At 68.0% G+C, this 22,294-nt stretch carries 19 protein-coding genes; 10 read left to right on the top strand and 9 right to left on the bottom strand.

Features of this window, described 5'->3' with window-relative positions; all coding sequences use genetic code 11:
- Positions 1-418: 418 nt before the first annotated feature.
- Both IEY84_RS03330 and IEY84_RS03335 read right to left on the bottom strand, forming a co-directional pair.
- On the bottom strand, positions 419-1,681 hold the full coding sequence (locus IEY84_RS03330) for an HNH endonuclease signature motif containing protein (RefSeq protein WP_183551992.1): 1,263 nt from the start codon (positions 1,679-1,681) through the stop codon (positions 419-421).
- A 484-nt stretch (positions 1,682-2,165) separates the two neighbouring features.
- Entirely contained in the window at positions 2,166-2,345 is a 180-nt protein-coding gene (locus IEY84_RS03335; RefSeq protein WP_179657042.1) for a hypothetical protein, read from the bottom strand.
- 18 nt (positions 2,346-2,363) lie between these two features.
- On the opposite strand from IEY84_RS03335, the gene IEY84_RS03340 reads away from it, so the two are divergent.
- Entirely contained in the window at positions 2,364-2,978 is a 615-nt protein-coding gene (locus IEY84_RS03340) for a hypothetical protein (RefSeq protein WP_183551995.1), read from the top strand.
- Positions 2,979-2,992: 14 nt separating this feature from the next.
- On the opposite strand, the gene IEY84_RS03345 is transcribed toward IEY84_RS03340, so the two are convergent.
- A complete protein-coding gene (locus IEY84_RS03345; protein WP_183551998.1) occupies positions 2,993-3,625 on the bottom strand; it encodes a TetR/AcrR family transcriptional regulator in 633 nt (210 codons plus the stop codon).
- Between the two features lie 82 nt (positions 3,626-3,707).
- Between IEY84_RS03345 and IEY84_RS03350 the strand changes: the two genes are divergently transcribed.
- Positions 3,708-5,120 (top strand): amidase, encoded by a 1,413-nt coding sequence (locus tag IEY84_RS03350; protein WP_183552001.1) that lies wholly within the window; start codon positions 3,708-3,710, stop codon positions 5,118-5,120.
- Position 5,121: 1 nt separating this feature from the next.
- Here IEY84_RS03350 and IEY84_RS03355 read toward each other — a convergent pair whose 3' ends face one another.
- On the bottom strand, positions 5,122-6,510 hold the full coding sequence (locus IEY84_RS03355) for an aspartate aminotransferase family protein (RefSeq protein ID WP_183552004.1): 1,389 nt from the start codon (positions 6,508-6,510) through the stop codon (positions 5,122-5,124).
- A 117-nt stretch (positions 6,511-6,627) separates the two neighbouring features.
- Here IEY84_RS03355 and IEY84_RS03360 point away from each other — a divergent pair, with 117 nt between their 5' ends.
- From IEY84_RS03360 to ispG, 5 genes are all read left to right on the top strand, one after another.
- Complete coding sequence (locus tag IEY84_RS03360) at positions 6,628-8,070, top strand: gamma-aminobutyraldehyde dehydrogenase (protein ID WP_183552007.1); 1,443 nt, start codon at positions 6,628-6,630, stop codon at positions 8,068-8,070.
- A 143-nt stretch (positions 8,071-8,213) separates the two neighbouring features.
- Positions 8,214-10,250 (top strand): acyltransferase family protein, encoded by a 2,037-nt coding sequence (locus IEY84_RS03365; RefSeq protein ID WP_183552010.1) that lies wholly within the window; start codon positions 8,214-8,216, stop codon positions 10,248-10,250.
- Positions 10,251-10,453: 203 nt separating this feature from the next.
- The gene (gene dxr / locus IEY84_RS03370) at positions 10,454-11,578 is read left to right on the top strand and encodes a 1-deoxy-D-xylulose-5-phosphate reductoisomerase (RefSeq protein WP_183552013.1); all 1,125 of its coding nucleotides are present in this window, start codon (positions 10,454-10,456) and stop codon (positions 11,576-11,578) included.
- On the top strand, positions 11,575-12,933 hold the full coding sequence (locus IEY84_RS03375) for a M50 family metallopeptidase (RefSeq protein WP_183552016.1): 1,359 nt from the start codon (positions 11,575-11,577) through the stop codon (positions 12,931-12,933). Before dxr ends, IEY84_RS03375 begins: the two co-directional genes overlap by 4 nt.
- Before the next feature lie 97 nt (positions 12,934-13,030).
- The gene (gene ispG / locus IEY84_RS03380) at positions 13,031-14,185 is read left to right on the top strand and encodes a flavodoxin-dependent (E)-4-hydroxy-3-methylbut-2-enyl-diphosphate synthase (RefSeq protein WP_183552019.1); all 1,155 of its coding nucleotides are present in this window, start codon (positions 13,031-13,033) and stop codon (positions 14,183-14,185) included.
- A gap of 146 nt (positions 14,186-14,331) precedes the next feature.
- On the opposite strand, the gene IEY84_RS03385 is transcribed toward ispG, so the two are convergent.
- The 4 genes from IEY84_RS03385 to IEY84_RS03400 form a co-directional block, all read right to left on the bottom strand.
- Positions 14,332-15,363 (bottom strand): viperin family antiviral radical SAM protein, encoded by a 1,032-nt coding sequence (locus tag IEY84_RS03385; protein ID WP_183552026.1) that lies wholly within the window; start codon positions 15,361-15,363, stop codon positions 14,332-14,334.
- A gap of 130 nt (positions 15,364-15,493) precedes the next feature.
- Complete coding sequence (locus IEY84_RS03390; RefSeq protein WP_183552030.1) at positions 15,494-16,495, bottom strand: hypothetical protein; 1,002 nt, start codon at positions 16,493-16,495, stop codon at positions 15,494-15,496.
- A 233-nt stretch (positions 16,496-16,728) separates the two neighbouring features.
- Positions 16,729-17,139, bottom strand: coding sequence for a hypothetical protein (locus IEY84_RS03395; RefSeq protein ID WP_183552032.1), 411 nt, complete (start codon positions 17,137-17,139; stop codon positions 16,729-16,731).
- Entirely contained in the window at positions 17,136-17,291 is a 156-nt protein-coding gene (locus IEY84_RS03400) for a hypothetical protein (RefSeq protein ID WP_183552035.1), read from the bottom strand. Before IEY84_RS03400 ends, IEY84_RS03395 begins: the two co-directional genes overlap by 4 nt.
- A 223-nt stretch (positions 17,292-17,514) precedes the next feature.
- Here IEY84_RS03400 and IEY84_RS03405 point away from each other — a divergent pair, with 223 nt between their 5' ends.
- The 3 genes from IEY84_RS03405 to IEY84_RS03415 all read left to right on the top strand — a co-directional run bounded on the left by IEY84_RS03405 (position 17,515) and on the right by IEY84_RS03415 (position 21,218).
- Positions 17,515-19,530, top strand: coding sequence for a hypothetical protein (locus IEY84_RS03405; RefSeq protein WP_183552038.1), 2,016 nt, complete (start codon positions 17,515-17,517; stop codon positions 19,528-19,530).
- Positions 19,514-20,296: an SDR family NAD(P)-dependent oxidoreductase gene (locus IEY84_RS03410; protein ID WP_183552041.1), complete on the top strand. Its 783-nt coding sequence runs from the start codon at positions 19,514-19,516 to the stop codon at positions 20,294-20,296. Before IEY84_RS03405 ends, IEY84_RS03410 begins: the two co-directional genes overlap by 17 nt.
- Before the next feature lie 76 nt (positions 20,297-20,372).
- The gene (locus tag IEY84_RS03415; protein ID WP_183552044.1) at positions 20,373-21,218 is read left to right on the top strand and encodes a GNAT family N-acetyltransferase; all 846 of its coding nucleotides are present in this window, start codon (positions 20,373-20,375) and stop codon (positions 21,216-21,218) included.
- 10 nt (positions 21,219-21,228) lie between these two features.
- Here the strand turns inward: IEY84_RS03415 and IEY84_RS03420 are convergent, their stop codons facing one another.
- On the bottom strand, positions 21,229-22,233 hold the full coding sequence (locus IEY84_RS03420) for a hypothetical protein (RefSeq protein WP_183552049.1): 1,005 nt from the start codon (positions 22,231-22,233) through the stop codon (positions 21,229-21,231).
- Positions 22,234-22,294 lie beyond the last annotated feature (61 nt).

Consider the following 22,294-nt stretch of genomic DNA (forward strand, 5'->3'; position numbering starts at 1 on the left):
TTCTTCGGCATACTGTCCATCCTTCCGGACTCAAACAGCAGCGGCATCAAACCTGGGGCGCTTCAATCCTTGACACCGGGACACGGCGAGAATATTTGGCTGGTTATCGGGTCGGCGGCGGGGTTTGGCGCGGATTCCTTGGGTGGGGTGCGGGTTTGGGGACCGGGGCGATGGGTCCTCTCGGGGGAGGTCCGTTCGGGGCGCTGTACTAGACGATGACGCTTTGTGAATCGTTCACAAGGGGGCGGCTGCGGTCGGGGGCTGCTGGGGCGTTCTTCTGCCTTGCCGGAGGACACGGGGTTGTCGGCAATGACCGAGGGTTCGGCTGCGTGAAAGTTTCACAACGTCGATCCTGGCCCGGCCGGGGCAGGCCGGGGCAGCGATCACCGATGGGCGAACCGAGCGAGTGGACGCCGGTCTAGCTGCGGCGGGTGAACCGGATCCGTCCATCCGGTAGGCGCTCATAGGCGTAGTCGGGATCGTGGATCCGACGATGATCACTCGGGCACAACAAGACCATGTTGGCCAAGTCGGTCAGGCCTCCTGCCGACCACGGTTTCAGATGATGTGCTTCGGTCCACGCGGCTGGGGCGTCGCAGTCTTCGGCTTGGCAGCACTTGTCGCGTAGTCGGAGTGCTCGGTGTTGGACGGGGTGGGCCAGGCGGGTGGTGCGGCCGAAGTCGAGGATCTCGGAACCTGTTCCCAGCACGACCGGGATCAGGTCGGCGTTGCAGGCCATCCGCCGGGCCTCGGCGGCGGTGATCTGCTCTCCGTCGAACCCGAGTGCGGCGGTGCCGAGGTCGTTGCGGAGGTCGTCCACGTTCATGGTGATGAACACCGTGGTCGCGTGGCCACCGTGGCGGGGCAACTGGTCGACGTCGTAGGTCTCGACGATCCGAGCGAAGGCCTGGCCGAGCAGCCGGTCATAGGGGGCCTTACGGCCCCGGTCCTCCGCGGACAGTTTCCTCGGCTGCGCGAGGGAGTCCAGCAGCGTGCGCAACCTCATCCCGACCGCGTATGAGACGCGGGCGTGGATGTCTACGGTGCCGTCGCCGTTCGCTCGGGAGGTGAAGAATGTGCGGCGTTGGGCGTGTTCTTCTTCGCGTTGTAGGGCTTTGGCTTCGGCGGCCTCGAACCGTTCGGGGTCGACCTCGGCCAGGATCCGTTTCCCGACGGTCTTGAGGTCGTCGGCGGTCATCTGGGTGGCGTAGTCGACCAGCAGCTTCTCCGCCAGGGCCAGGTCTTCGCTGCTGGCGGCCGGGTTGGCCTCGATCGCCTCGAGGGCCTTGGTGATCACTCGGGCCTTGTCTGGGGACACGACACCTTCAGCGAGGCCGGTGGCGACGAGCTCATATCTGCTCACCGCGGCAGCCAGTTTCACCTCGGCGCGCCCGATCTTCTTGTCGACCAGGAGCTCGGTGAGCATCCACCCCGAGACATCCTTCGCGCCGGTCTCTTCGGCGATGTCGCCCGCGACAGCGAGGATCTGGAGTTTGAGGGCGGCTTGCTTGGCCTGGATGATCTCCAGGCGCTTGAGTCGGTCTTTCTTCTCGCCGGTGCGCCAGTAGGCAGGGTCTCGGGCGAGAAGCGCGTCGAGGGAGGACTCGAGGGCAGCGAGCTCTGCGTCGATCGGGTCCTTAGGGTTGGTTCCCCAGTGGTTGATCTCGTGCTCGAGACTCATCGCCGCCCCTCCTCTCCCGTGTGTTCAGAGGCGTGTCGTGATGGGTCCGATTCTACTCCTTCTAAGCCATGTGAATCCACCTATTTCCCCATGTCAAACACACTTTTCGCGGTGAGCGAACGGCCCCAAACCTGTGGATGATAAGTGGCCCGAAGGGCCACCCTCTCACCGCAGCAACATCACCGCTTCCAGGCAAGATCCCGCTGCGCCACACCCGGGCCGCCGCCCCGATAGCCAGCCAAATCTTTCTCGACGTGGTCCGGTGTCAAGGACCGCGAAGCGGCCGGCGTAGCCGGCGGCCGCAGGCCGTCCTTGACTCCGGGGCAGGTCGAGAACACCCTCGAAGAAGGGTCGGCGGCCCACGCCAGCCTCGGAGAAAACGTTCCCGGCAGGGAACCGTGTTGGTCTCGACACGCCTCCGCCCAGCAGCTCCGGCGGCTCGACCAGCGAAGCGAGGTCGCGACAAGAAGAAGACGGCGAGAACCTAAGCCGCAGGATGCTCGTAAGCCTCCGCAACCCGCTCGCGAAGCTTGGCGTGGATCTCCTCCGGCGTGCGCTGCGTACGCTGGCGGTGGTTGCGCGCGATGATGGCACCGGTCGCGGTGACACCGGCCAGGCCCGCGAGGCCGACGATCTTCCACACGCGTGCACTACCGAAACCCATGAGGACCCCCTGTTCGAGATGTCTGACGACACCACTATCTCCCTCGAAGACGCCGTAGACCAGACCCGGACCGGCGATCTGTGGCTCTTCCGCGGCCGTTCGGTCGCCGACCGTGCGATCCGGATGCTCAGCAACGCTCCGGTCAACCATGTCGGGATGGCGGTCGTCCTCGATGACCTGCCGCCGATGATGTGGCATGCCGAGCTCGGCAAGGGCCTGCTGGATCTCTACACCGGCACCCACCATCGCGGCGTACAGCTTCATGATCTGCGGGCCGCGGTCGAGCAGTGGGCCGGGCGCTACGAGCAGCAGGTCTGGCTGCGCCAGCTCACCGCCGACATCGACCGCAAGCGCGAGGATGCGCTGCTGCGTACGATCGCGCGTCTCGACGGCACCCCGTTCCCATCGACCGCCGCGCTGGCCGGTCGCTGGGCTCGGGGGAGGGTCCGCTCGAAGGCCGGGGTCGAGCAGGTCTTCTGCGCCGAGGTCGTCGCGGCCACCTACCAGGAGATGGGCCTGCTCGACGACGAGCGCCCCACCAACTATTACGACCCGGGACGATTCTGGTCCGGCGACCATCTGACCCTGCAGGACGGCGCCGTCCTGGGCAGCGAGGTGCGCGTCCTGGGCTGACCCGCCCCCGTGGATCAGCGCGGGAGGTCCGCCTCTCGGCCGGCGAGCCGAAGGGCGACCTCGACCTCGCCGCTCTCGACGAGCGTCCCGATGACGAGCGCACGGAGCCCCCGCAGAAGCGCCTCGGGGTCGACCAGGTCGGGGGCTGCGAGGGCGTGCAGCAGATACCCGTGCACGAGTGCGAGCACGGATCCCGGGTCGGTCCGGGTAGCGCCGGCAACGCTCGCCGCCCGGTCCGCGACCTCGCGCCCGGCGGTGAGTGCCTCGGCCACCACCGGACGGAACTGCGGCTCGCGGGCGGCGTGGAGTAACCCCTCCAGGAAAGCGAGCGAGTCGCTCGGCGGTGATGCCAACGCCGCGGCGAACGCCTCGGCCATCGCGTCGGTGCCGGACCCGGTCGCGGCGAGCTCGTCGGCGAGCGCACGCAGCCGCGCGACGTCCTCGGCCACGCCCGTACGCAGCGCCTCGGCCGCCAGGTCGGTGATGGAGTCGAAGAAGTAGCCGACGGTAGCCAGCGGCAGCCCGGCCCGCTCGGTCACCGCGCGGTGGGTGACGCCGGCCATGCCCTTCTCCGCGGCCACCTCGATCGTGGCCCTGACGAGTGCGTCGCGCCGCTGCCTCGCGCTGTCGCCGTGCCGTCGCTTCATGCGCAGAGTGTTTCACGAGCGCCGCACACAGGTCTGGAAGATCTTCTAGACTTTTCGAAGGCGATCCAGCACGCTGTCCGACATGACCCCACCGGCCCGCGTCCACACCTTCACCGACGACGCCCTCGGCGACCACGACGCCGTTGAGCTCGCCCGCCTCATCAGAGCCGGGGAGCTGAGTGCCGCAGAGGTCGAGGCGGCGGCGGTTGCCAGGCTGCAAGAAGTCCAGCAGCTGCACGCGATGGCGTACGAGTCCTACGACCGGCCCCGCCGCGCGGATGCCGACACCGGCCTGCTCCATGGCGTGCCGACCCTCCTCAAGGACAACACCGACCTGCGAGGGACCCCCACGAACCACGGCTCCGAGGCGTTCAGCGCGCGGCCGGCCACGCGCGACGGGCGCTACACGACGCAGTTCCTCAGCACCGGGATGACCGTGCTGGGCAAGAGCCGGATGCCGGAGTTCGGCCTCAACGCGACCACTGAGTTCCGAAGCGGGCCGCCGACACCCAACCCCTGGAACACACGCCACTCCGTCGGCGCATCCTCCGGAGGGTCGGCGGCGCTGGTCGCCGCCGGAGCCGTGCCGATCGCGCACGCCAACGACGGCGGCGGCTCCATCCGGATCCCGGCCGCGGCAGCCGGACTGGTCGGGCTCAAGCCCAGTCGCGGCCGGCACATCGACGGCGAGACCGCCCGCACGCTGCCGATCAACATGGTCAGCGAGGGAGTGGTGACGCGTACGGTCCGCGACACCGCAATCTTCCATGCCGCGCTCGAGCGACACTGGCGCAACCCGGCGCTGCCGCCCCTCGGGCTGGTCGAGGGGCCCGCCCGGCGCAGGCTCCGCGTCGCGCTGATCATGGAGTCGGTGACCGACGCGGTCATCGACGCTCCGACGAAAGCGGCGGTGGAGCAGACCGCGACGCTGCTGGAGGAGCAGGGCCACACCGTCGACCCGGTCCCGGTCCCCGCCGACGCCCGCTTCGGAGACGACTTCCTCCGCTACTGGGGCCTGCTCGCATTCCTCGCCGGCAACCTGGGCCGCCTGACCATCGACCGGACGCTCGACCAGGGCCGCCTCGACGGCCTCACCGACGGCCTGCGTCGCACCTTCACCTCTGGTGGCTGGCGCCAGACCCCGGCCGCGCTCCTCAGCCTGCGGCGGGCCGCGGCGGCGTACGCCTCGGTCTTCGATCACCACGACGTCGTCCTGTGCCCGGTCGTCGCCGGCGTCACCCCGCCGCTGGGTCACCTCTCCCCGAACGTGCCGTTCGAGGAGCTCGTCGACCGGCTCACGCGGCACGTCGCGTTCACCCCGCTGCAGAACATCACCGGCGCACCGGCGATCTCACTGCCGATGGGGCTCAGCGAGGAGGGGCTGCCGATCGGGATCCAGCTCTCCGCGGCGTACGGCGACGAGCGGACGCTCCTCGAGCTCGCCTATGCCCTCGAGGAGCAGTCGCCGTGGCCGCGGATCCAGGACACCGCCTGACTCACAGCATCGTCGAGGCCTTCTCCAGCACCCGGCGCAGGATCTGCTCCATCTCGTCGAACTCGGTCTGGCCCACGGTCAGCGGCGGAGAGAGCTGGATGACCGGCTCGCCGCGGTCGTCGGCGCGGCAGTAGAGCCCCTCGGACCACAGGGCCTTGGAGACGTACCCGTAGAGGATCCGCTCGCACTCCTCCTCGGTGAAGGTCTCGCGGGTCTCGCGATCCTTGACGAGCTCGATGCCGTAGAAGTAGCCGGTGCCGCGCACATCGCCGACGATCGGCAGGTCCTTCAGCTTCGACAGCGTGGCCAGGAACGCGACTTCGTTGCGGCGTACGTTCCCGAGCAGGTCCTCGGCCTCGAAGAGGTCGAGGTTGGCCATCGCCACTGCGGTGGAGACAGGGTGACCACCGAAGGTGTACCCGTGGTAGAAGGTGTCCTCACCAGAGAGGAACGGCTCCATCAGCCGATCCGAGATGATCGTCGCCCCCAGCGGCGCGTAGCCCGAGGTCAGTCCCTTGGCCGAGGTGATGATGTCCGGCACGTAGCCGAACCGCTCGCAGCCGAACATCGTGCCGAGCCGCCCGTAGGCGCAGATGACCTCGTCGGAGACGAGCAGGACGTCGTACGTATCGCAGATCTCCCGCACCCGCTCGAAGTAGCCCGGGGGCGGCGGGAAGCAGCCGCCGGAGTTCTGCACCGGCTCCAGGAAGACCGCAGCGACGGTGTCGGCACCCTCGGCCTGGATCACGAACTCGATCTGGTCGGCGCACCAGCGGCCGAACGCCTCCGGGTCGGAGCCGTCGAGAAGGCCCCCGGTGATCTCCGAGGCGCGGTAGACGTTGGTGTTCGGGACCCGGAACGTCGAGGGCACCAGCGGCTCGAAAGGTGCCTTGATGTCGGCCAGGCCGGTGATCGACAGTGCGCCATGGGTGGTGCCGTGGTAGGCGATGTTGCGGCCGATCACCTTGTGCTTGCCCGGCTTGCCCCGGAGCTTGAAGTAGTTCTTGGCGAGCTTCCACGCGGTCTCGACAGCCTCGGAGCCGGAGTTGGTGAAGAAGACCCGGTTCAGGTCGCCGGGCGCCAGCGCCGCCAGCCGCGCAGCCAGCTCGATCGCCGGCTGGTGGGCGTAGGACCACAGCGGATGGAAGGCGAGCTGCTTCGCCTGCTCCGCGCCCGCGTCGGCGAGCTCGGTGCGGCCGTGGCCGACCTGGGTGACGAACAGCCCGGCGAGACCGTCGAGGTAGCGGTTGCCCTCGATGTCGTAGATGTAGGCGCCCTCGCCCCTGGCGATGATCGGCACGTCGGCCTCGGCGTAGCTCGAATGCCGCGTGAAGTGCATCCAGAGGTGGTCCTTGGCGTCGCGCTGGAGCTGCTCGTAGTTGCCGGTCATGACTCAATGGTCACCCAATGCATCTCGCTTTCGCAAGCGAATCCGTAGTCTAGGTGCAATATCACTTCGGATTCGGTTGTCACATCCTTGTTACGGAAAGGAGTTAGTCTCTCACTCATGGCCGACCAGATCTTCAGGAACGTGATCGCCGGCGAGCTGTGCGAGGCAGCCGACGCCGCGACGTACGACGTCGTCGACCCCGCCACCGGTGAGGTCTACGCGCAGGCGCCGATGTCGGGACAGGAGGACGTCGACAAGGCGTACGCTGCGGCCGCCTCGGCCTTCGAGGCCTGGGGCGAGACCACGCCCCAGGAGCGCAGCCTTGCCCTGCTCCGGATCGCCGACGCGATGGAGGCCCGGGTCGAGGAGCTGACCGCCGTGGAGGTCAAGGACACCGGGAAGCCCTACCAGCTCACTCTGGAGGAGGAGCTGCCGCCGACGATCGACCACTTCCGGTTCTTCGCGGGCGCCGCGCGAACTCTGGAGGGGAAGAGCGCAGGTGAATACCTACAGGACCACACCTCGTGGATCCGGCGCGAGCCGATCGGCGTGATCGGGCAGGTCACGCCCTGGAACTATCCGCTCGCGATGATGTCGTGGAAGATCGCCCCGGCACTCGCCGCCGGCAACACCATCGTGCTCAAACCCTCCGACACCACGCCGGCCAGCTCCTCGCTCCTTGCCGAGCTCGCCCAGGAGTTCCTGCCGCCCGGCGTACTCAACCTCGTCACCGGCGACCGTGACACCGGCCGTGCGCTGATCCGGCACAAGACGCCGCAGATGGTCGCCATCACCGGCTCGGTGCGTGCCGGTATGGAGGTCGCCGCGAGCGCGGCGCAGGACCTCAAGCGCGTCCACCTCGAGCTCGGCGGCAAGGCGCCGGTGATCGTCTTCGACGATGCCGACATCGACAAGGCGGTCGCAGGCATCGCCGCGGCGGGCTACTTCAACGCCGGCCAGGACTGCACCGCCGCGACCCGCGTGCTGGTCCAAGAGGGCATCCACGACGAGTTCGTCGCCGCTCTCGCCGAGGCGGCCCGCAACACCACCGTCGGGCTCCCCGGTGACAACACGGACGTCGGCGCGCTCAACAACCCGGGGCAGCTCGCCCGGGTCACGGGCATGGTCGACCGCCTCCCGGACCATGCCACGATCGCGGCCGGCGGCGCCCCGGCGCGGGTCGGTGGCGGCGAGAACGGCTATTTCTACCAGCCCACGGTGCTGGCCGGGCTGCGCCAGGACGACGAGCAGGTCCAGCAGGAGATCTTCGGCCCGGTGATCACGGTGCAGCGGTTCACCCACGAGGCCGAGGCGCTCAGATGTGCCAACGACGTCGACTACGGTCTCGCGTCGAGCGTGTGGACCAAGGACCACGCCACCGCGCTGCGGGTCAGCAAGCGCCTCGACTTCGGCGTGGTGTGGATCAACACCCACATCCCCTACATCTCCGAGATGCCCCACGGCGGCTTCAAGCACTCCGGCTACGGCAAGGACCTCTCCGTCTACGGCTTCGAGGACTACACCCGGATCAAGCACGTGATGTCCTTCATCGGCGAGTAATCCGCTAGACAAACACTCGAGGGTGCGACCCTCGATGTGCGGGCCGGTGGTGTCCGTGAAAGCATCGGGTGCCGTTTCGCGTACCTCCGTGAAGCGGTGCCAGCAATGGACGCAGTCGAACCCCCACACGAGGTGCACCCCACATGTCAGCCAAGCAATGGCGGACAGATGTCCAAGGTCTCCGGGCCGTTGCCGTAGGCCTGGTCGTCGCTGCCCATGCGGGCGTCCCGCACACCGAGGGCGGGTTCGTCGGTGTCGACGTCTTCTTCGTCCTCTCCGGCTTCCTGATCACCACCCTGCTGCTCCGCGAGGCTGACACATCAGGCACGGTCAGCATCCCGCAGTTCTACGCGCGCCGCGCCCGCCGGATCCTGCCGGCAGCCACTCTCGTGATCCTGGTCGTCCTGGCGTACGCCGCCTGGCAGCTGCCCACCACCCGGCTCACCGACGCGGCCGCTGACGGCACCTGGGCTGCGTTCTTCCTGGCCAACGTGCACTTCGCGGCCGAGGGGGTGCAGTACTTCCAGCCCAGCGAGCCATCGCCCTTCCAGCACTACTGGTCGCTCTCGGTGGAGGAGCAGTTCTACCTCGTCTGGCCGGTGCTGGCGCTCCTGCTCATCCCCAAGCTCGGACGCAAGGGCTTCACCGTCGTCGCCGCGGTGATCGCGGTCGCGAGCCTGGCCTGGTCGATCCACGCCACCGGCGAGAACCCCACCGCCGCCTACTTCTCCACTCCGGCCCGCGCCTACGAGCTCGCCGCCGGCGCGCTGCTGGCCTGCTGGGGCGGCCGGCTCAAGGGAGCCGCCAGCGTCACCGCCGGTCTCGGCGGAGCGGCGGCGATCCTCGTCTCCACCGTCGCGTTCAGCGAGGCCACCCCGTTCCCCGGCTGGCAGGCGCTGGTGCCCACCCTCGGCACGGTCGCGCTGCTGGCTTCCGGCGCCAACGCCCCGACCGCCAAGCTGCTCGCGGTCCGCCCGCTGCGGTATGTCGGCGACATCTCCTACTCCCTCTACCTGTGGCACTGGCCGCTGATCGTGCTCGCACCTGAGTTCCTCCATCTCGGAAACGCTGCGCTCGAGATGACGGTCGCGGTCGCCGCCGCGCTACTCCTCTCCGCCCTGAGCCACCGCTTCATCGAGCTCCCCTTCCAGCGCAAGCAGGTGCCCGTGCTCTCCCACGGGCTGCGCTCGCTGGCCCTGTGGCCGGCAGCGCTCGTGCTGGCGGTCGGCAGCGGCTGGCTGACGACCGGATATGCCGCGTACGCCGAGAAGGAGCGGGCCGCCCAGGCGCAGGCGTGGTTCGCGGCCAACGAGGTCCCCGACACCGCAGCCGAGACCGGCGGCCCGCCGCAGGTGCAGCGCGAGCTCCGCGCCGCTCTCGACATCGCCGACCGCGGTGGCCCGATCCCGCCGGCCGTGATCGGCGAGGAGATCACCGATGACCGGTGGCAGAAGACGTACGGCGACTGCTACGCCAACTACGGGGACACCCGCGGTGCCGACTGCACCCTCGGTGACGCCGACGCCAAGAAGACCGTCGCCGTCGTCGGCGACTCCCACGCCGGCATGTGGCTGACCGCCTTCGACGACCTCGGCAAGGAGAACGACTTCCGGGTCGTGCCGCTGGTGAAGGTCGGCTGTGCTCCTTACCCGGTCCAGCACCGCGGCAAGAAGATGACCCAGGCCGAGTGCGACGAGTTCCGCGACTGGTCGACGGACCGGCTCGAACGCCTCGAGCCCGACACGATCGTCTCGACCGCGCGCGGCCAGCTCTTCCTGCCCAAGAGCCACGCCGGGATGGACCGCGACGAGCAGTGGTCCCAGGCCGTACGCAGCACCGCGAAGACCTATCGAGAGATCTCCCGCAAGGTGGTCGTCCTCGGCGACGTGCCCGCGATCGACCAGGACCCAGCCGACTGCATCAGCGCCCCCGAGGCCGACCAACGGTCCTGCCTCAGCGACTCCGACTCCCGCGAGACGAGCAGCAACGAGGTCACGCAGGCGGCGTTGGAAGGCACCGAGGCGGCGTACGTCGACACCCAGCGTTTCGTCTGTGCCGATGACCGCTGTCCGCTGGTCGTGGGGGAGAAGGTCACCTATTACGACTCCTCGCACCTGACCGAGACCTGGGTCCGGCACATCGCCCCACGTCTCGGCGCCGTCCTGGCACCACTGGTCTGACGCGAATTTAACTGGGATGCGCGTCCTGGTATTTGCTTTCGCGTGCATGTTGTGGCTTAATTGTGACCAGACGTTGCAAAACGTTTCATGCGCAGCCCTGGACCCGTGGGGGAGTCCGGGGCTGTTGCTATTTCCGGTCGTGACTTCCGGGTCGCTCGGCATCCGTTTGGTGCCTTCTCAGCCTCTGCTGGGAGGATGGGCGGGTGAATGAGCAGCGACCACGTGACGTGGTGATCCTCGGCTCGACCGGGTCCATCGGCACCCAGGCCCTCGACCTGGTGCGGGCCAACCCGGACAAGTTCCGGGTCGTAGGTCTGACCGCGGGCGGGGCCAACAGGGAGCTGTTCGAGGCACAGGTCGCCGAGTTCGCGCCCAAGTTCTCCGGGCTGGGGGAGGAGGCCTCGGTCGACGCCGCCGCCCAGACCACCGATGTGGTGCTCAACGGGATCACCGGTGCCGTCGGGCTCCGTCCGACGCTGGCCGCGCTGGAGGCGGGCAACACGCTCGCGCTGGCCAACAAGGAGTCGCTGATCATCGGCGGGCCGCTGGTCAAGCGGGTGGTCTCGACAGGCTCGACCTCCGGCGGAACGATCGTCCCGGTCGACTCCGAGCACTCCGCGATCGCCCAGTCGCTGCGTGCCGGGCGAGCCGACGAGGTGCGCAAGCTGGTGCTGACCGCGTCCGGCGGCCCGTTCCGCGGCCGCTCCCGTGACGAGCTCGCCCAGGTCACCCCGGCGCAGGCGCTCAAGCACCCCAACTTCGCGATGGGCCGGGTGATCACGACCAACTCGGCCACGCTGGTCAACAAGGGGCTCGAGGTCATCGAGGCCCACCTGCTCTTCGACGTACCGTTCGATCGGATCGAGGTCGTCGTGCACCCGCAGCAGTACATCCACTCGATGGTCGAGTTCACCGACGGTGCCGTGGTGGCCCAGCTCGGGCTGCCGACGATGCTGGTGCCGATCTCGATGGGGATGGCCTGGCCCGATCGGGTGCCGGACGCCGAGACGCCGATCGACTGGACCAAGGCCGCCGACTGGCGCTTCGAGCCGCTCGACGACTCGGCATTTCCTGCGATTCGCCTCGCCCGCGAGGCCGGCACCCGCGGCGGCACCCACCCGGCGGTCTACAACGCGGCCAACGAGGTCTGCGTGGATGCCTTCCACGAGGGCCTGATCCCGTTCCCCGGCATCGTTGACACGATTGCTGAGGTCATGGCAGCCCATCACGGCGTACGCTCTGAAAGCACCCTCTCGATCGAGGATGTGCTCGCCGCCGACGCCTGGGCGCGCGAAGCAGCCACCCGCATCCTGGAGACCATCAAATGAGTGTCCTGCTCTACACGCTCGCCGTGATCGGCTTCGTCCTCGCGATCCTGATCTCGATCGGGCTCCACGAGCTCGGTCACATGATCCCGGCGAAGGCGTTCGGCGGGAAGGTGACGCAATACTTCATCGGCTTCGGGCCGACGGTGTGGTCCAAGCAGATCGGCGAGACCGAGTACGGCCTCAAGGCGATCCCGCTCGGTGGCTACGTGAAGATCGTCGGCATGCTGCCGCCCGGTGCCGACCAGCTGGGGGAACGGACCGAAGATGGCGCCCTGAAGATCCGCAAGTCCAACACCGGCATGTTCACCCAGCTGATCAGCGACGCCCGCTCGGCCGAGTGGGAGCTGATCCGTCCCGAGGACGAGCCGCGGCTCTTCTACAAGATGGCGTGGTGGAAGAAGGTCATCGTGATGGCCGGCGGCCCGACGGTGAACATCGCGATCGCGTTCTTCGTGCTCTGGGGCGTCTTCGGCATCTACGGGGTGCGCGAACCGGTCGTCAACGAAGGCCATCCGGTGGTCTCGAGCCTGCAGGAGTGTCTGCTGACCTGGGAGGACCAGGGGCGCGAGTGCCGCGCGAGCGACCAGCCGACCCCGGCCGCCGACGCCGGCCTGAAGCCCGGCGACGAGCTGGTCTCCTTCAATGGCACCGAGCTGACCTCGTGGCCGGTCGCCCAGGAGCTGATCCGCGACAACATGGACGGTGAGGCCACGATCGTCGTCGTGCGCGACGGTGAGCAGATGACGCTGCACACCCAGACCGTCGTGCAGGAGCGGGTCAAGGACCTCGACGACACCAGCGCCGACCCCGAGACCGCGAAGGTCGGTTTCTTCGGGATGTCGCCTGAGTCGCACGTGGTGACGACCAAGGAAGGACCGGTCTACGCGCTGAAGGAGATGGGCGTGATGGCCGAGAACGCCGTCCACTCGCTCCTGCGACTCCCGGTCAAGGTCTGGCACGTCGCGCTCGCGATCGTCGGTGTCGAGGAGCGTTCGGCCGACAGCCCGGTCAGCATCGTCGGCGGTGGCCGTATCGCCGGCGAGATCGCTGCCCACGAGGACTACGACGTCGGCGAGAAGGTTGCCAGCTTCGCCCTGCTCGTCGGTGGCTTCAACCTCTTCATCGGCATCTTCAACTTCGTCCCGCTCCTGCCCCTCGACGGCGGTCACATCGCGACCGCGCTGTGGGAGGGCATCCGCCGCGCCTTCGCCAAGGTCTTCCGCCGTCCCGACCCGGGACATGCCGACCCGGCGAAGCTGCTGCCCGTGGCGTACGTCGTGGCCTCGGCGCTCCTGGTGATGGGTGTTGTCCTGATCGTCGCCGACCTCGTCGTCCCGCTTCATCTCCAAGCCTGACCCGGAGCGTGTCTGTCGACCTGGAACGTCGGCTGCGCGCTGGACAGCGCTCGCTCGACGCCAGCCCGACAGACACGCTCTAGTAAGATTGGTAGACATGACGTCGATCCCCCTCGGTATGCCGGAGGCGCCCGCCCCGGTGCTCGCCCCTCGCCGCAAGACCCGCCAGATCAAGGTTGGGTCGGTGGGCGTCGGCAGCGAGAGCCCCATCTCCGTGCAGTCGATGACGACCACGCTCACCTCCGACGTCAACTCCACGCTGCAGCAGATCGCCGAGCTCACCGCGTCGGGCTGTGACATCGTCCGGGTGGCCTGCCCGAGCCAGGACGACGCCGACGCTCTGCCCGCGATCGCGCGGAAGTCGCAGATCCCGGTGATCGCCGACATCCACTTCCAGCCGAAGTACGTCTTCGCCGCCATCGAGGCCGGCTGCGCGGCGGTCCGGGTCAACCCGGGCAACATCCGCAAGTTCGACGACCAGGTCAAGGAGATCGCCGCGGCCGCCAAGGACCACGGCACCTCGATCCGGATCGGCGTCAACGCCGGCTCGCTCGACAAGCGGCTGCTGGAGAAGTACGGCAAGGCCACCCCCGAGGCGCTGGTCGAGTCGGCGATGTGGGAGGCCTCGCTCTTCGAGGAGCACGGCTTCAACGACTTCAAGATCTCGGTCAAGCACAACGACCCGGTCGTGATGGTCCGCGCCTACGAGCTGCTCGCCGAGTCCGGCGACTGGCCGCTCCACCTCGGCGTCACCGAGGCCGGGCCGGCCTTCCAGGGCACGATCAAGTCGGCGGTCGCCTTCGGCTCCCTGCTGTCCAAGGGCATCGGCGACACGATCCGGGTCTCGCTCTCCGCGCCGCCGGTCGAGGAGGTCAAGGTCGGCATCCAGATCCTGGAGTCGCTCAACCTGAAGCCGCGCCGCCTCGAGATCGTCTCCTGCCCCTCCTGCGGGCGCGCGCAGGTCGACGTCTACAAGCTCGCCGACGAGGTCACCGCCGGCCTCGACGGCCTCGAGGTGCCGCTGCGGGTCGCGGTCATGGGCTGCGTCGTGAACGGTCCCGGCGAGGCCCGTGAGGCCGACCTCGGTGTCGCCTCCGGGAACGGCAAGGGCCAGATCTTCGTCAAGGGAGAGGTCATCAAGACCGTCCCCGAGGCCGCCATCGTCGAGACCCTGATCGAGGAGGCGATGAAGATCGCCGAGGGCATGGAGCCCGTCGAGGGCGCCGGCGCGTCGGTCACGGTCAGCGGCTGACGGTGTGGATGTTCACCGAGGCGGTGTCCTGAGCTTGTCGAAGGGTAACTCGGTGAACGGTCGCTTCCTTCGTGGAACTCCGCGAGGTGGGTGCGTACTCACCGAGGTAACTCGGTCAGCAGGCCGGCCCTGTGCGGCCGAAGCCGTCAGCCGCCGACGGGTGTCAGCGACCTCGATGGCTCCGCGACGGCCCGAGGACGCGGGACGGGCGGAGCGACGGGGTCGGGCTCGGTCTCTGCCGGGTCCATGCTGCCCATCAGCTCGGTGTAGCGGGCGCCGAACTTCTGCTCGTCCCAGTAGAGGCCCGCGACCGCCCATGCCTCATCCGCCGACACGACCGTCATCGGCTCGGAGTAGCGATAGCCACTCTCGGGCAGGTCGTCGTACCAGAAGAACCTCGCAAGAGGGTCGACCATCGCGTACGACCCGGTCATCTCGTCGTTGTCCTCGGTCGTGATGAGCACGCCTTTGAATCCGGCGTGCTTGCGCACGTACTTCCTGTGTCGCTTCGCGAAACCACGGAACTCCTCGTCGCTGATAGCGGTCTTCGCGGAGTAGACCGGGAGCATCTTGAGGAGCTTCCACCGGTCCGGCCTGACCGCGGCGAGAACGGCGTCGAAGTTCTCGCGGTGGTTCAGGTCGCTGACGACAGTGTTCATCTTGATCTCGGGTTGCCTGATCCCCAGACGATCGGCCGCCGCGCGAACGGCATGAACCCGAAAGCCGGCCTCAGCGAGATCGAAGACCTTGCCGCTCCGCGTCACCCGACCTATCCGACGGTTGGTGTCGCGGAGCGAGGAGTCGATGCTGATCCCGACGATGTCTATGTTCTCCGCAGTCCACTCTGCGTCGAACCTTCTCAGCATGAGCCCGTTGGTGACGTACGAGACTCGTGTCTTCAACGTCGTCCGGGCGTAGTCGATGAGGTCAGCGATGTTCGGGAGCAGAGCGGGCTCGCCGCCTACGAAGTTGAACCGGATCGGGCTCTCGCCGCCGCGGTCCCTGCGGAATGTGTCCGCCAAGTCCTGCATGATGCGAAAGGCCACGGCGTTGTCGGCCCAAACGCTGGTCTCCGCCTTCGACTCCGCGAGCAGGCCCCACTGGCCGAAACAGTAGGTGCACCGATAGTTGCACCGTTCGGTCACATGGAGATTGACCACCATCTCGACTTCGGTCATCGGCGGCTTTCTAACGTGGGACAGGTCGGATAGGCCAGCCGAATCGATAGGGGACCGGGCATTCTCCAGCACAGAAGATAGCCCGCGGAAGACTGGGTTCGCGGGGTTTAACGGTCTCCTTTGCGAAAAGTTAGGCGTCGTGGTGCTCGGCGAGATCTTTCAGCACCGCCACCAGTTCGTCGTCGATCGAGAAGGCGGTGTCGAGCGTGATATCGACGCCCTCCCAACGCCTCGCGGTGCCGATGTCGGCGCGGTCGAAGATGCTGAAGCAGCGGGTGGTCGTGATGCCCTCGTGGATGCGCAGGAGCTCGGCCATCCGCGGGACGAGAGTGCTCATCACGATGTCATCGACGATGACCGCCTCGACCTCGTCGCTGACGTTGCCCTCGATGGGGTAGCCGAAGCGGGGAGGGCGGGCGGTGGTGCGAACCATCAGGAACGGGACTCCGCAGAGCTCGGCGACCCGGCTGCCGATCAGGATGTTTCCCTCGCGGGCAGTTGCGATGACCGTTCGATCGGGGTCGAGGCCGCCGAGGGCGCGGCGTACCCGGCCGGCAAGGAACTGGGCGAGGTCCTCGCGGTAGCGCGGGGAACACGACGCGGAGTGCAGATCGATGTAGACGGTGATCGGGTCGCGATTGTGATAGCCGACCGGGAGCGGCCGCCTGGCGACGTAGACATGCTTCGAGGCGATCCGCCGCACGGCCTTGTCGGTGATCCGTTCGAGGGCGGGCAGAACGACCTCCGGGTCGAGCCGCACGACGGCGTTGGGCTGGAGCGGCGGTTGTGACGAGCGCTCGAGGGCGGGCTCGGGCGGTGGCGGCGGCTTCAGGAGTACGCCGCGGCTCGTGGCCTCGGCTATCTCCCAGCGCCGCTCCCACTCGCGAGACCACCGAAGGATCCACCGTGTTCGTTCCTCGATGTCATACGTGGGAGGAACGGCGGCGCGCACGATGGCGAGCAGGAGATCGCGGGGGACGAGGTTGGTGTTGGCGGTCGCTGCATACGCACGGCTGTTGCTGATGTTCGCTCCGAGCGCTACCTGCCCGATGCCTTTGCCGGTCCAGTTCTTGACCCACGCACGGAGGTCGCGGTTGAGGGCGGCCGGACTGTCGTCAGGTTCGAGGGCCATCTCGTCCTCTCCTGAAGTCGCCTCTTCATGTTCGAGTCCTGGATGAGTCCCGATCCAGTCCCGGTGGAGTCCAGCAAATCTATCGCCGCGACTTCGACCGGGCATCCGTTTCGGTCGAAGTCGTCGGGTCGACCACGCACAGCAGGAAACCCGGTCCGATGGTCGGACCGGGCCCCTGTTCTTGTGCTTCGCGGCGTCCCCCTCGCGTACGTCGCGAAACGTGCTCGGCGGACTCACCAGTGCATCAGCCTCGAGACAACGCCGAGGAACCCGAGGTGGAGCAGCGCTCCGAGCGGGTCCGTGGTGACCAGGTGGCCCCAGGCGAGCGCCGCCTGGCCCATCTGATTCCCGAGAGCCGTGGCGAACCCGTCCAGCCCGCCGTGGGTCCACAGGTGGACGACGACGAACCGGGCGCCTGGCACGACCAGGAACAGGATGAGTGCGGCCTTGACCGGAAGGATCCAGGGCAGAGAGCTGCTGCCGGTGGAGCTGAGGTTACCGCTGCGGACCCAGCGGGCGCCGCTGCTGCCGTTGAAGCGCACCTTGGCGCGACCAGCGGTGGTGGCGACGACGACGCCGCGCTTTCCGGAGCGGGTGCCGCCGCGGGCACGGACGGCGTCGCCGGGGCGTAGGAAGCTGTTCATGACAGCGCTCCTTCCGCGAGGACGACGGACGCGGACGAGGTGCCGGCGGATGCCTGGCACTGGGGCGGCTCGGCGCTGAGCAGCTGGTTGAAGCCGAACACGACAAGAAGCGTGACGGCGAAGGTAGCGATGCTGAACTTGTGGTTCCTCATGGTCATCATCTCCTTCAGCGGTGGGGCCCAGTCGGAGGGGCCGGCGCTGTCCCTGGCGGGGACATCTCCAAGGTGGCGGAGGCCACATCGAACTCGCCAGTAGGCGGGTGAGAGTGGGGACGAAGTAAAGACAGTCCCTGGGAAGTTGGGACGTTTCTGGGACAGAAATGGGACGGCTGCGAGATACTCTCAGCCGCGTACGCGACAACTCGGGCGAGGAGACATGGCCGAAGAATCTCTCTCACCAGAGAAGTTCAACAGCGATTTGCGCGACTGGGTCCGGCTGGTGACCGGAAAAGCTGACGGTGGCGCCGGTGTGGCCATGGCCCGGAGCACGTTCTACCGACGTACGTCCGGGTCGAATCTGATGACTCTCGACGAACTCATCCGGGTCGTGGGCGGTGCGGTGCCGCGTACGCTCGATCCGGCGCACCAGGGCGAGTGGATCCGGAAGAACATCGGCATCTGGCAGGCGAAGTGGTGGAAGGCGTACGCCTGGCGAGGCGAGGGCGCCGAGCCGCCCGGCTCCCTCGCGCTGGACACGGCCTCGTCCGTGCTGACCCTGACCGCACCTCCGGCGACGAGCTCCCGGCTGACCTTTCCGCGGGCCCGGGTCGCGGTATTGAACGGCCTGACGACCGACCAGCCCACGATCCCGCTCAGCGAGGCGCTCGGCCGATGGCTGGAGAATCCCGAGTCCAACCTCTTCTTCCTCACTGGCCCTTCGGGTTCGGGGAAGACGATCGAGGCCAGGGAGTGGACCGCCTCGAAGGAGCAGGTCCGCTACATCAGCCTGCGCGACGGTGCGGTCGACTACGGGGACCTGGTCGACGAGGACCGTTCACCGATCGTCATCGACGACTTCGACCTGATCTCCTCCAGCGCCGAGGAGCACGGTGTCACCCGTCCCGACCTGAGCGAGCTGCGCTCCGCGTTCGGCCGCGGCGGCCGGTTCGTCGTGATCAGCAAGCGCAACCTGCAGACCGAGCGCGACGAGCTCGCCGAGCAGCTGCGCAGCCCCGCCCGCCTGGAGGATCTCGGCGTCCAGGAAGCCGTGGTCGTACGCGTCGAGCCGATCTCGCCGGTCGAGGTGCGAGCTCTCGGCGAGGAGCGCGGAGGCGATGAGAAGCTGAACAGCCTGGCCGCCGAGATGGAGCGTGGCGGCGGCTTCTTCCCCGCGACCCCGCTGGTCCTCAAGCAGCTCTACGCCTCCATCGAGGAGGGCGCTCCTGCTCCCCGGACGCTGTGGGACGGCTACACCGTCCACCTCAAGCACATCTGCGGTCAGCCCTGGGACCGGAAGAGCTCACGCATCCCCAGCCGGGTGCGCTTCCAGACCTACCGCGACATCGCCTGGGACCTGTTCACCGGGATGGACGAACCGGGTTCGCAGGAGCAGGACCTGATCCCGGTCGCGCGCGTCTCGGAATGGCTCTTCGCCAACCTGCAGCGCGATCTCGACATCACCAGACAGCGTGACTTCCTGACGTACGAATGGATCGCCGACCTGCTCGACCACCCCGAGGTCTTCGGGGTGAGCGGGCGGACCAGGGACTCGGTGGAGTCGGCCGAGTTCGCACACGAGACCTTCTACCGCTACTTCGTGGCCGAGAGCATCCGCGACCGGCTGCGCGACGGACGCGCGATGGCGCTCGACGGTGCCCGCTTCGTCCACATGCACCTCGGCGGGATGGTGATGAGCTTCCTCAAGGCCGGTTTCCAGCCCGGAGACCTGGACGCCGTGGCTCGGCTCAGCGTGCGCGAGAGTCTGTCCTGGATGGACCGGCTGATCTGCCTCTATCTGACCGAGGAGCGCGAGGACTACGGGGAGCTCCTCGGCCAGGCTCCCGAGCGTTACTGGGACGAGCTGGAGTTCGTGCTGGAAGCCTTCGAGTCGCTGTTCCTGCGGAAAGTGGCGATGTATCAGCTGATCCTGCGCGGCCGGGTACCTGTCGACGGCTACCTCCAGATCATGGACCGTGAGGAGGATCCACGGTCTGTCGGCCGCGAGCGCGACGCGCTCCGCACACATACCGCCGACATCACCGAGGCGCTGGTCCGTCGACTGCATCACCCGGTTCTTGCCCCGGTGATCCCGATTACCGCGTACCGTCTTGGGCAAATGGGTGATATCACGTGCCTGAGCCATCTTGAAGCTCTCACTCTGCCGCCCGCCCACGAGGACGTGGTGAGGACGGCGATCCAACGGATCAAGGAGCGCCATGAGCACACTGCCTGAGTCGCCGGGAGCGCAACCTCGGCCACCAGTGCTTGTCCTCGGTGCCACCGGCGACCTCGGCAGCGCGGTGGCCCGTCGGCTCAGAGCCGACGGCACGCCGGCGATCCTGCACGGCTACAGCCGCACCACCGAGCTCGCCTATCTCGCCGACGAGACCGGAGCAGCGGCGCGGGTGGCGGCCGACCTGACCACCGATGACGGCGTGGGTGCTCTGGGGGAGACGCTCGCCGGGTTCGACATGCTGTCGGGGCTCATCAACTGCACCGGCGTCAACCCCAGCCCGGACAGGGTCACCGAGATCGCCACGTCCGAGTGGCAAGCGGCACTCGACCTCAACCTGACCTCGGTGTGGCGCACCGCCTCGCTCGCGCTTCCGAAGCTGCGGGGGGCGCGGTCCGGGGCGATCGTCTTGGTCAGCTCTGTCTTCGGGATCCGCACGCCTTCGCGCCGGGCTGCCTACGGTGCTTCCAAGCACGCGCTCACCGGGCTCGCCCAGGCGATCGCGCAGGAGGAGGAGGGCATCGTTCGGGCCAATGTCGTCGCTCCCGGGCCGATGTGGAGCGAGTCCTCGCGGCAGGTCTTCGTCAAACACGCCCGCAAGGAGGGAGTGACTGTCGACCAGTACATCTCCTACCGTGCGGCGCGCATTCCCGGACATCGCTTCGTCACTGCCGACGCGGTGGCGAAGGTGTGCGTCTTCTTGACTTCCGACGGCGCCGGCGCCATCAACGGACAGTGCATCGTTGCCGATGGCGGCGAGTACTGACGGTTGTTCTGGCAAGTACATCCGGTCTGCGAGCCGTGGGGCGACGTACAACCGGATTGGCTCTAGGCTCGGTGACATGCTGACGACGCGCCAGGGGATCCGCCCGCTGCATGCGGGGGATCTGAGTGCATTCCTGGAGCTGACCGGTCAGGACCCGGTGGTGAACGTGTTCGCGGAGTACCGGGCGCGCACCACCAACCTCGAGCCGCGGTGGCTCGGCGGAGAGATCTGGGGACGCTGGGACGGCGGCGACCTGGTCGCGGCCTGCCATGTCGGCGCCAACCTGGTCCCGATCCAGGCCACCGAGGAGGATGCGTACGCCTTCGGCGAGCGTGCCCGCAACCGGGTCCGCACCGTCTCGACGATCGTCGGGCGACAGCCCGCGGTGCGCTCGCTGTGGAGGTCGATCGGCGACTCCTGGGGGACTCCGCGCGACCAGCGTTGGGAGCAGCCTCATCTCGAGCAGCAGCTGCAGAGCCTGGTCGAGCCGGACCCGTTCGTTCGCCGCACGGTCCGCGCCGACATGGAGATCCTCTATCCGGCGTGCGTGGCGATGTACACCGAGGAGGTCGGGATCTCGCCCGAGACCGGTGGGGGCCGTGACCTCTACCGCGCCCGGGTGCTCCAGCTGATCTCGCGCGGCTGGTCCTTCGCGCGGATCGAGGACGACGAGGTCGTCTTCAAGGCCGAGGTCGCCTGCGCGACCCCCGGCGCCGCCCAGATCCAGGGCGTCTGGGTGCCCGAGCACCGACGCGGCGAGGGCCTGGCGGCCCGCGGGATGGCTGCGGTCTGCGACATCGTCCGTCGCGAGATCGCCCCGCGCATCTCCCTCTACGTCAACGAGTGGAACGCCCCCGCGCGCCGTGCCTACGAGCGGGCCGGCTTCCTCGAGACGGCCCGCTTCTCCACCATCATGTTCTGATCAGCCGGGTTCAGTACGCCCGCCAGGCTCGCTCGCAGTCAGCCGCCTCGCAGCGCACCAGCCACGGTGTGCCGCTGCTCGGGTGGGACCGCATCAAGATGCGGGTGTTGGTCTCCCAGGCGTACATCCACAGCCCGTTGGGGTTGCGGTAGGTGGTGAGCAACGTGCCGCGAAGGCTGCGGCGGCGGACCACGTCTGCGTGGTTCTGGTGCTCGATCGCGTTGGTAGCGAAGCGGGCGCCATCGGGTGAGAACGACGCGACCGCTTCCGTGCACCCGCGCCAGAGCGTCGTAGCAGGCGCGGTGACGGTCGAGACCACCGAACAGGCGTCGGGGCTCGACGGGGTCTTCGTGTAGGTCGCCAGGCGGTTGGTGGCGAAGCTGCCTGCGTACGCCGCCCGGGAGGCGATCGTCTTGACTGTGCCGACCTTCCAGTCCCACACCAGCGTGCGCGGAGTGTTGAAGGCACCCAGGAGCACGCGGGTGCCGCTCACGTCGATCGGATCGGGCCGGGTGGATGCCTTGAAAGTGTGCCGGGCGACCACCGCGCCGGTGGTGGCGCTGCGGACCTGGGCCTGGATCCCACCGCTGCTCAGGGTGGCAATCTTGAGCAGGTAGCGGCCGTCGGCCGAGAGTCTGGCCTTGTCCGCGTAGTACATGTCGGTGAGGGTCCTCTGCGCGACATCGAGCTGCACCCGGATGATCTTGTCGATGTTGCGGTTGCTGGCCCGCAGCACGAACCCGCTCCCTGAGCGGCCCAGGAGGGTGAACTCGTCGAGGTCATCGCCGACGAGGGCGACCGGCGTCTTCATGCCGGTTCTCGGGTCGACCACCGACACCGACCCGGACGTGGGCCGGTGCAGATAGGGGACGGTCGGGCTGTCCCCGACGGGCAGGGGGAGGGGGCGTACGTCGACGGTCGGAGCCGCCGCAGAAGCCGGTGTCATCAGTGAGACCGGGAGCATGAGAGCAACGAGGATGGCCGAGGCCAGTGCCGGGATTCGGATACGTCTCATGCAGGGATGACGCGTCCGGGACGAGGTCGGTTGCAACACACTTCCAACCGGTTCGCGGGAG

The organism is Nocardioides albus (assembly GCF_014648255.1).
GTDB classification, from domain to species: Bacteria; Actinomycetota; Actinomycetes; order Propionibacteriales; family Nocardioidaceae; genus Nocardioides; species Nocardioides albus.

Coding starts and splice junctions, on each gene's coding strand:
- IEY84_RS03330 (WP_183551992.1), bottom strand. CDS start 1,681: ATGAGTCTCGAGCACGAGATCAACCACTGGGGAACCAACCCTAAGGAC.
- IEY84_RS03335 (WP_179657042.1), bottom strand. CDS start 2,345: ATGGGTTTCGGTAGTGCACGCGTGTGGAAGATCGTCGGCCTCGCGGGC.
- IEY84_RS03340 (WP_183551995.1), top strand. CDS start 2,364: ATGTCTGACGACACCACTATCTCCCTCGAAGACGCCGTAGACCAGACC.
- IEY84_RS03345 (WP_183551998.1), bottom strand. CDS start 3,625: ATGAAGCGACGGCACGGCGACAGCGCGAGGCAGCGGCGCGACGCACTC.
- IEY84_RS03350 (WP_183552001.1), top strand. CDS start 3,708: ATGACCCCACCGGCCCGCGTCCACACCTTCACCGACGACGCCCTCGGC.
- IEY84_RS03355 (WP_183552004.1), bottom strand. CDS start 6,510: ATGACCGGCAACTACGAGCAGCTCCAGCGCGACGCCAAGGACCACCTC.
- IEY84_RS03360 (WP_183552007.1), top strand. CDS start 6,628: ATGGCCGACCAGATCTTCAGGAACGTGATCGCCGGCGAGCTGTGCGAG.
- IEY84_RS03365 (WP_183552010.1), top strand. CDS start 8,214: ATGTCAGCCAAGCAATGGCGGACAGATGTCCAAGGTCTCCGGGCCGTT.
- IEY84_RS03375 (WP_183552016.1), top strand. CDS start 11,575: ATGAGTGTCCTGCTCTACACGCTCGCCGTGATCGGCTTCGTCCTCGCG.
- ispG (WP_183552019.1), top strand. CDS start 13,031: ATGACGTCGATCCCCCTCGGTATGCCGGAGGCGCCCGCCCCGGTGCTC.
- IEY84_RS03385 (WP_183552026.1), bottom strand. CDS start 15,363: ATGACCGAAGTCGAGATGGTGGTCAATCTCCATGTGACCGAACGGTGC.
- IEY84_RS03390 (WP_183552030.1), bottom strand. CDS start 16,495: ATGGCCCTCGAACCTGACGACAGTCCGGCCGCCCTCAACCGCGACCTC.
- IEY84_RS03395 (WP_183552032.1), bottom strand. CDS start 17,139: ATGAACAGCTTCCTACGCCCCGGCGACGCCGTCCGTGCCCGCGGCGGC.
- IEY84_RS03400 (WP_183552035.1), bottom strand. CDS start 17,291: ATGAGGAACCACAAGTTCAGCATCGCTACCTTCGCCGTCACGCTTCTT.
- IEY84_RS03405 (WP_183552038.1), top strand. CDS start 17,515: ATGGCCGAAGAATCTCTCTCACCAGAGAAGTTCAACAGCGATTTGCGC.
- IEY84_RS03410 (WP_183552041.1), top strand. CDS start 19,514: ATGAGCACACTGCCTGAGTCGCCGGGAGCGCAACCTCGGCCACCAGTG.
- IEY84_RS03415 (WP_183552044.1), top strand. CDS start 20,373: ATGCTGACGACGCGCCAGGGGATCCGCCCGCTGCATGCGGGGGATCTG.
- IEY84_RS03420 (WP_183552049.1), bottom strand. CDS start 22,233: ATGAGACGTATCCGAATCCCGGCACTGGCCTCGGCCATCCTCGTTGCT.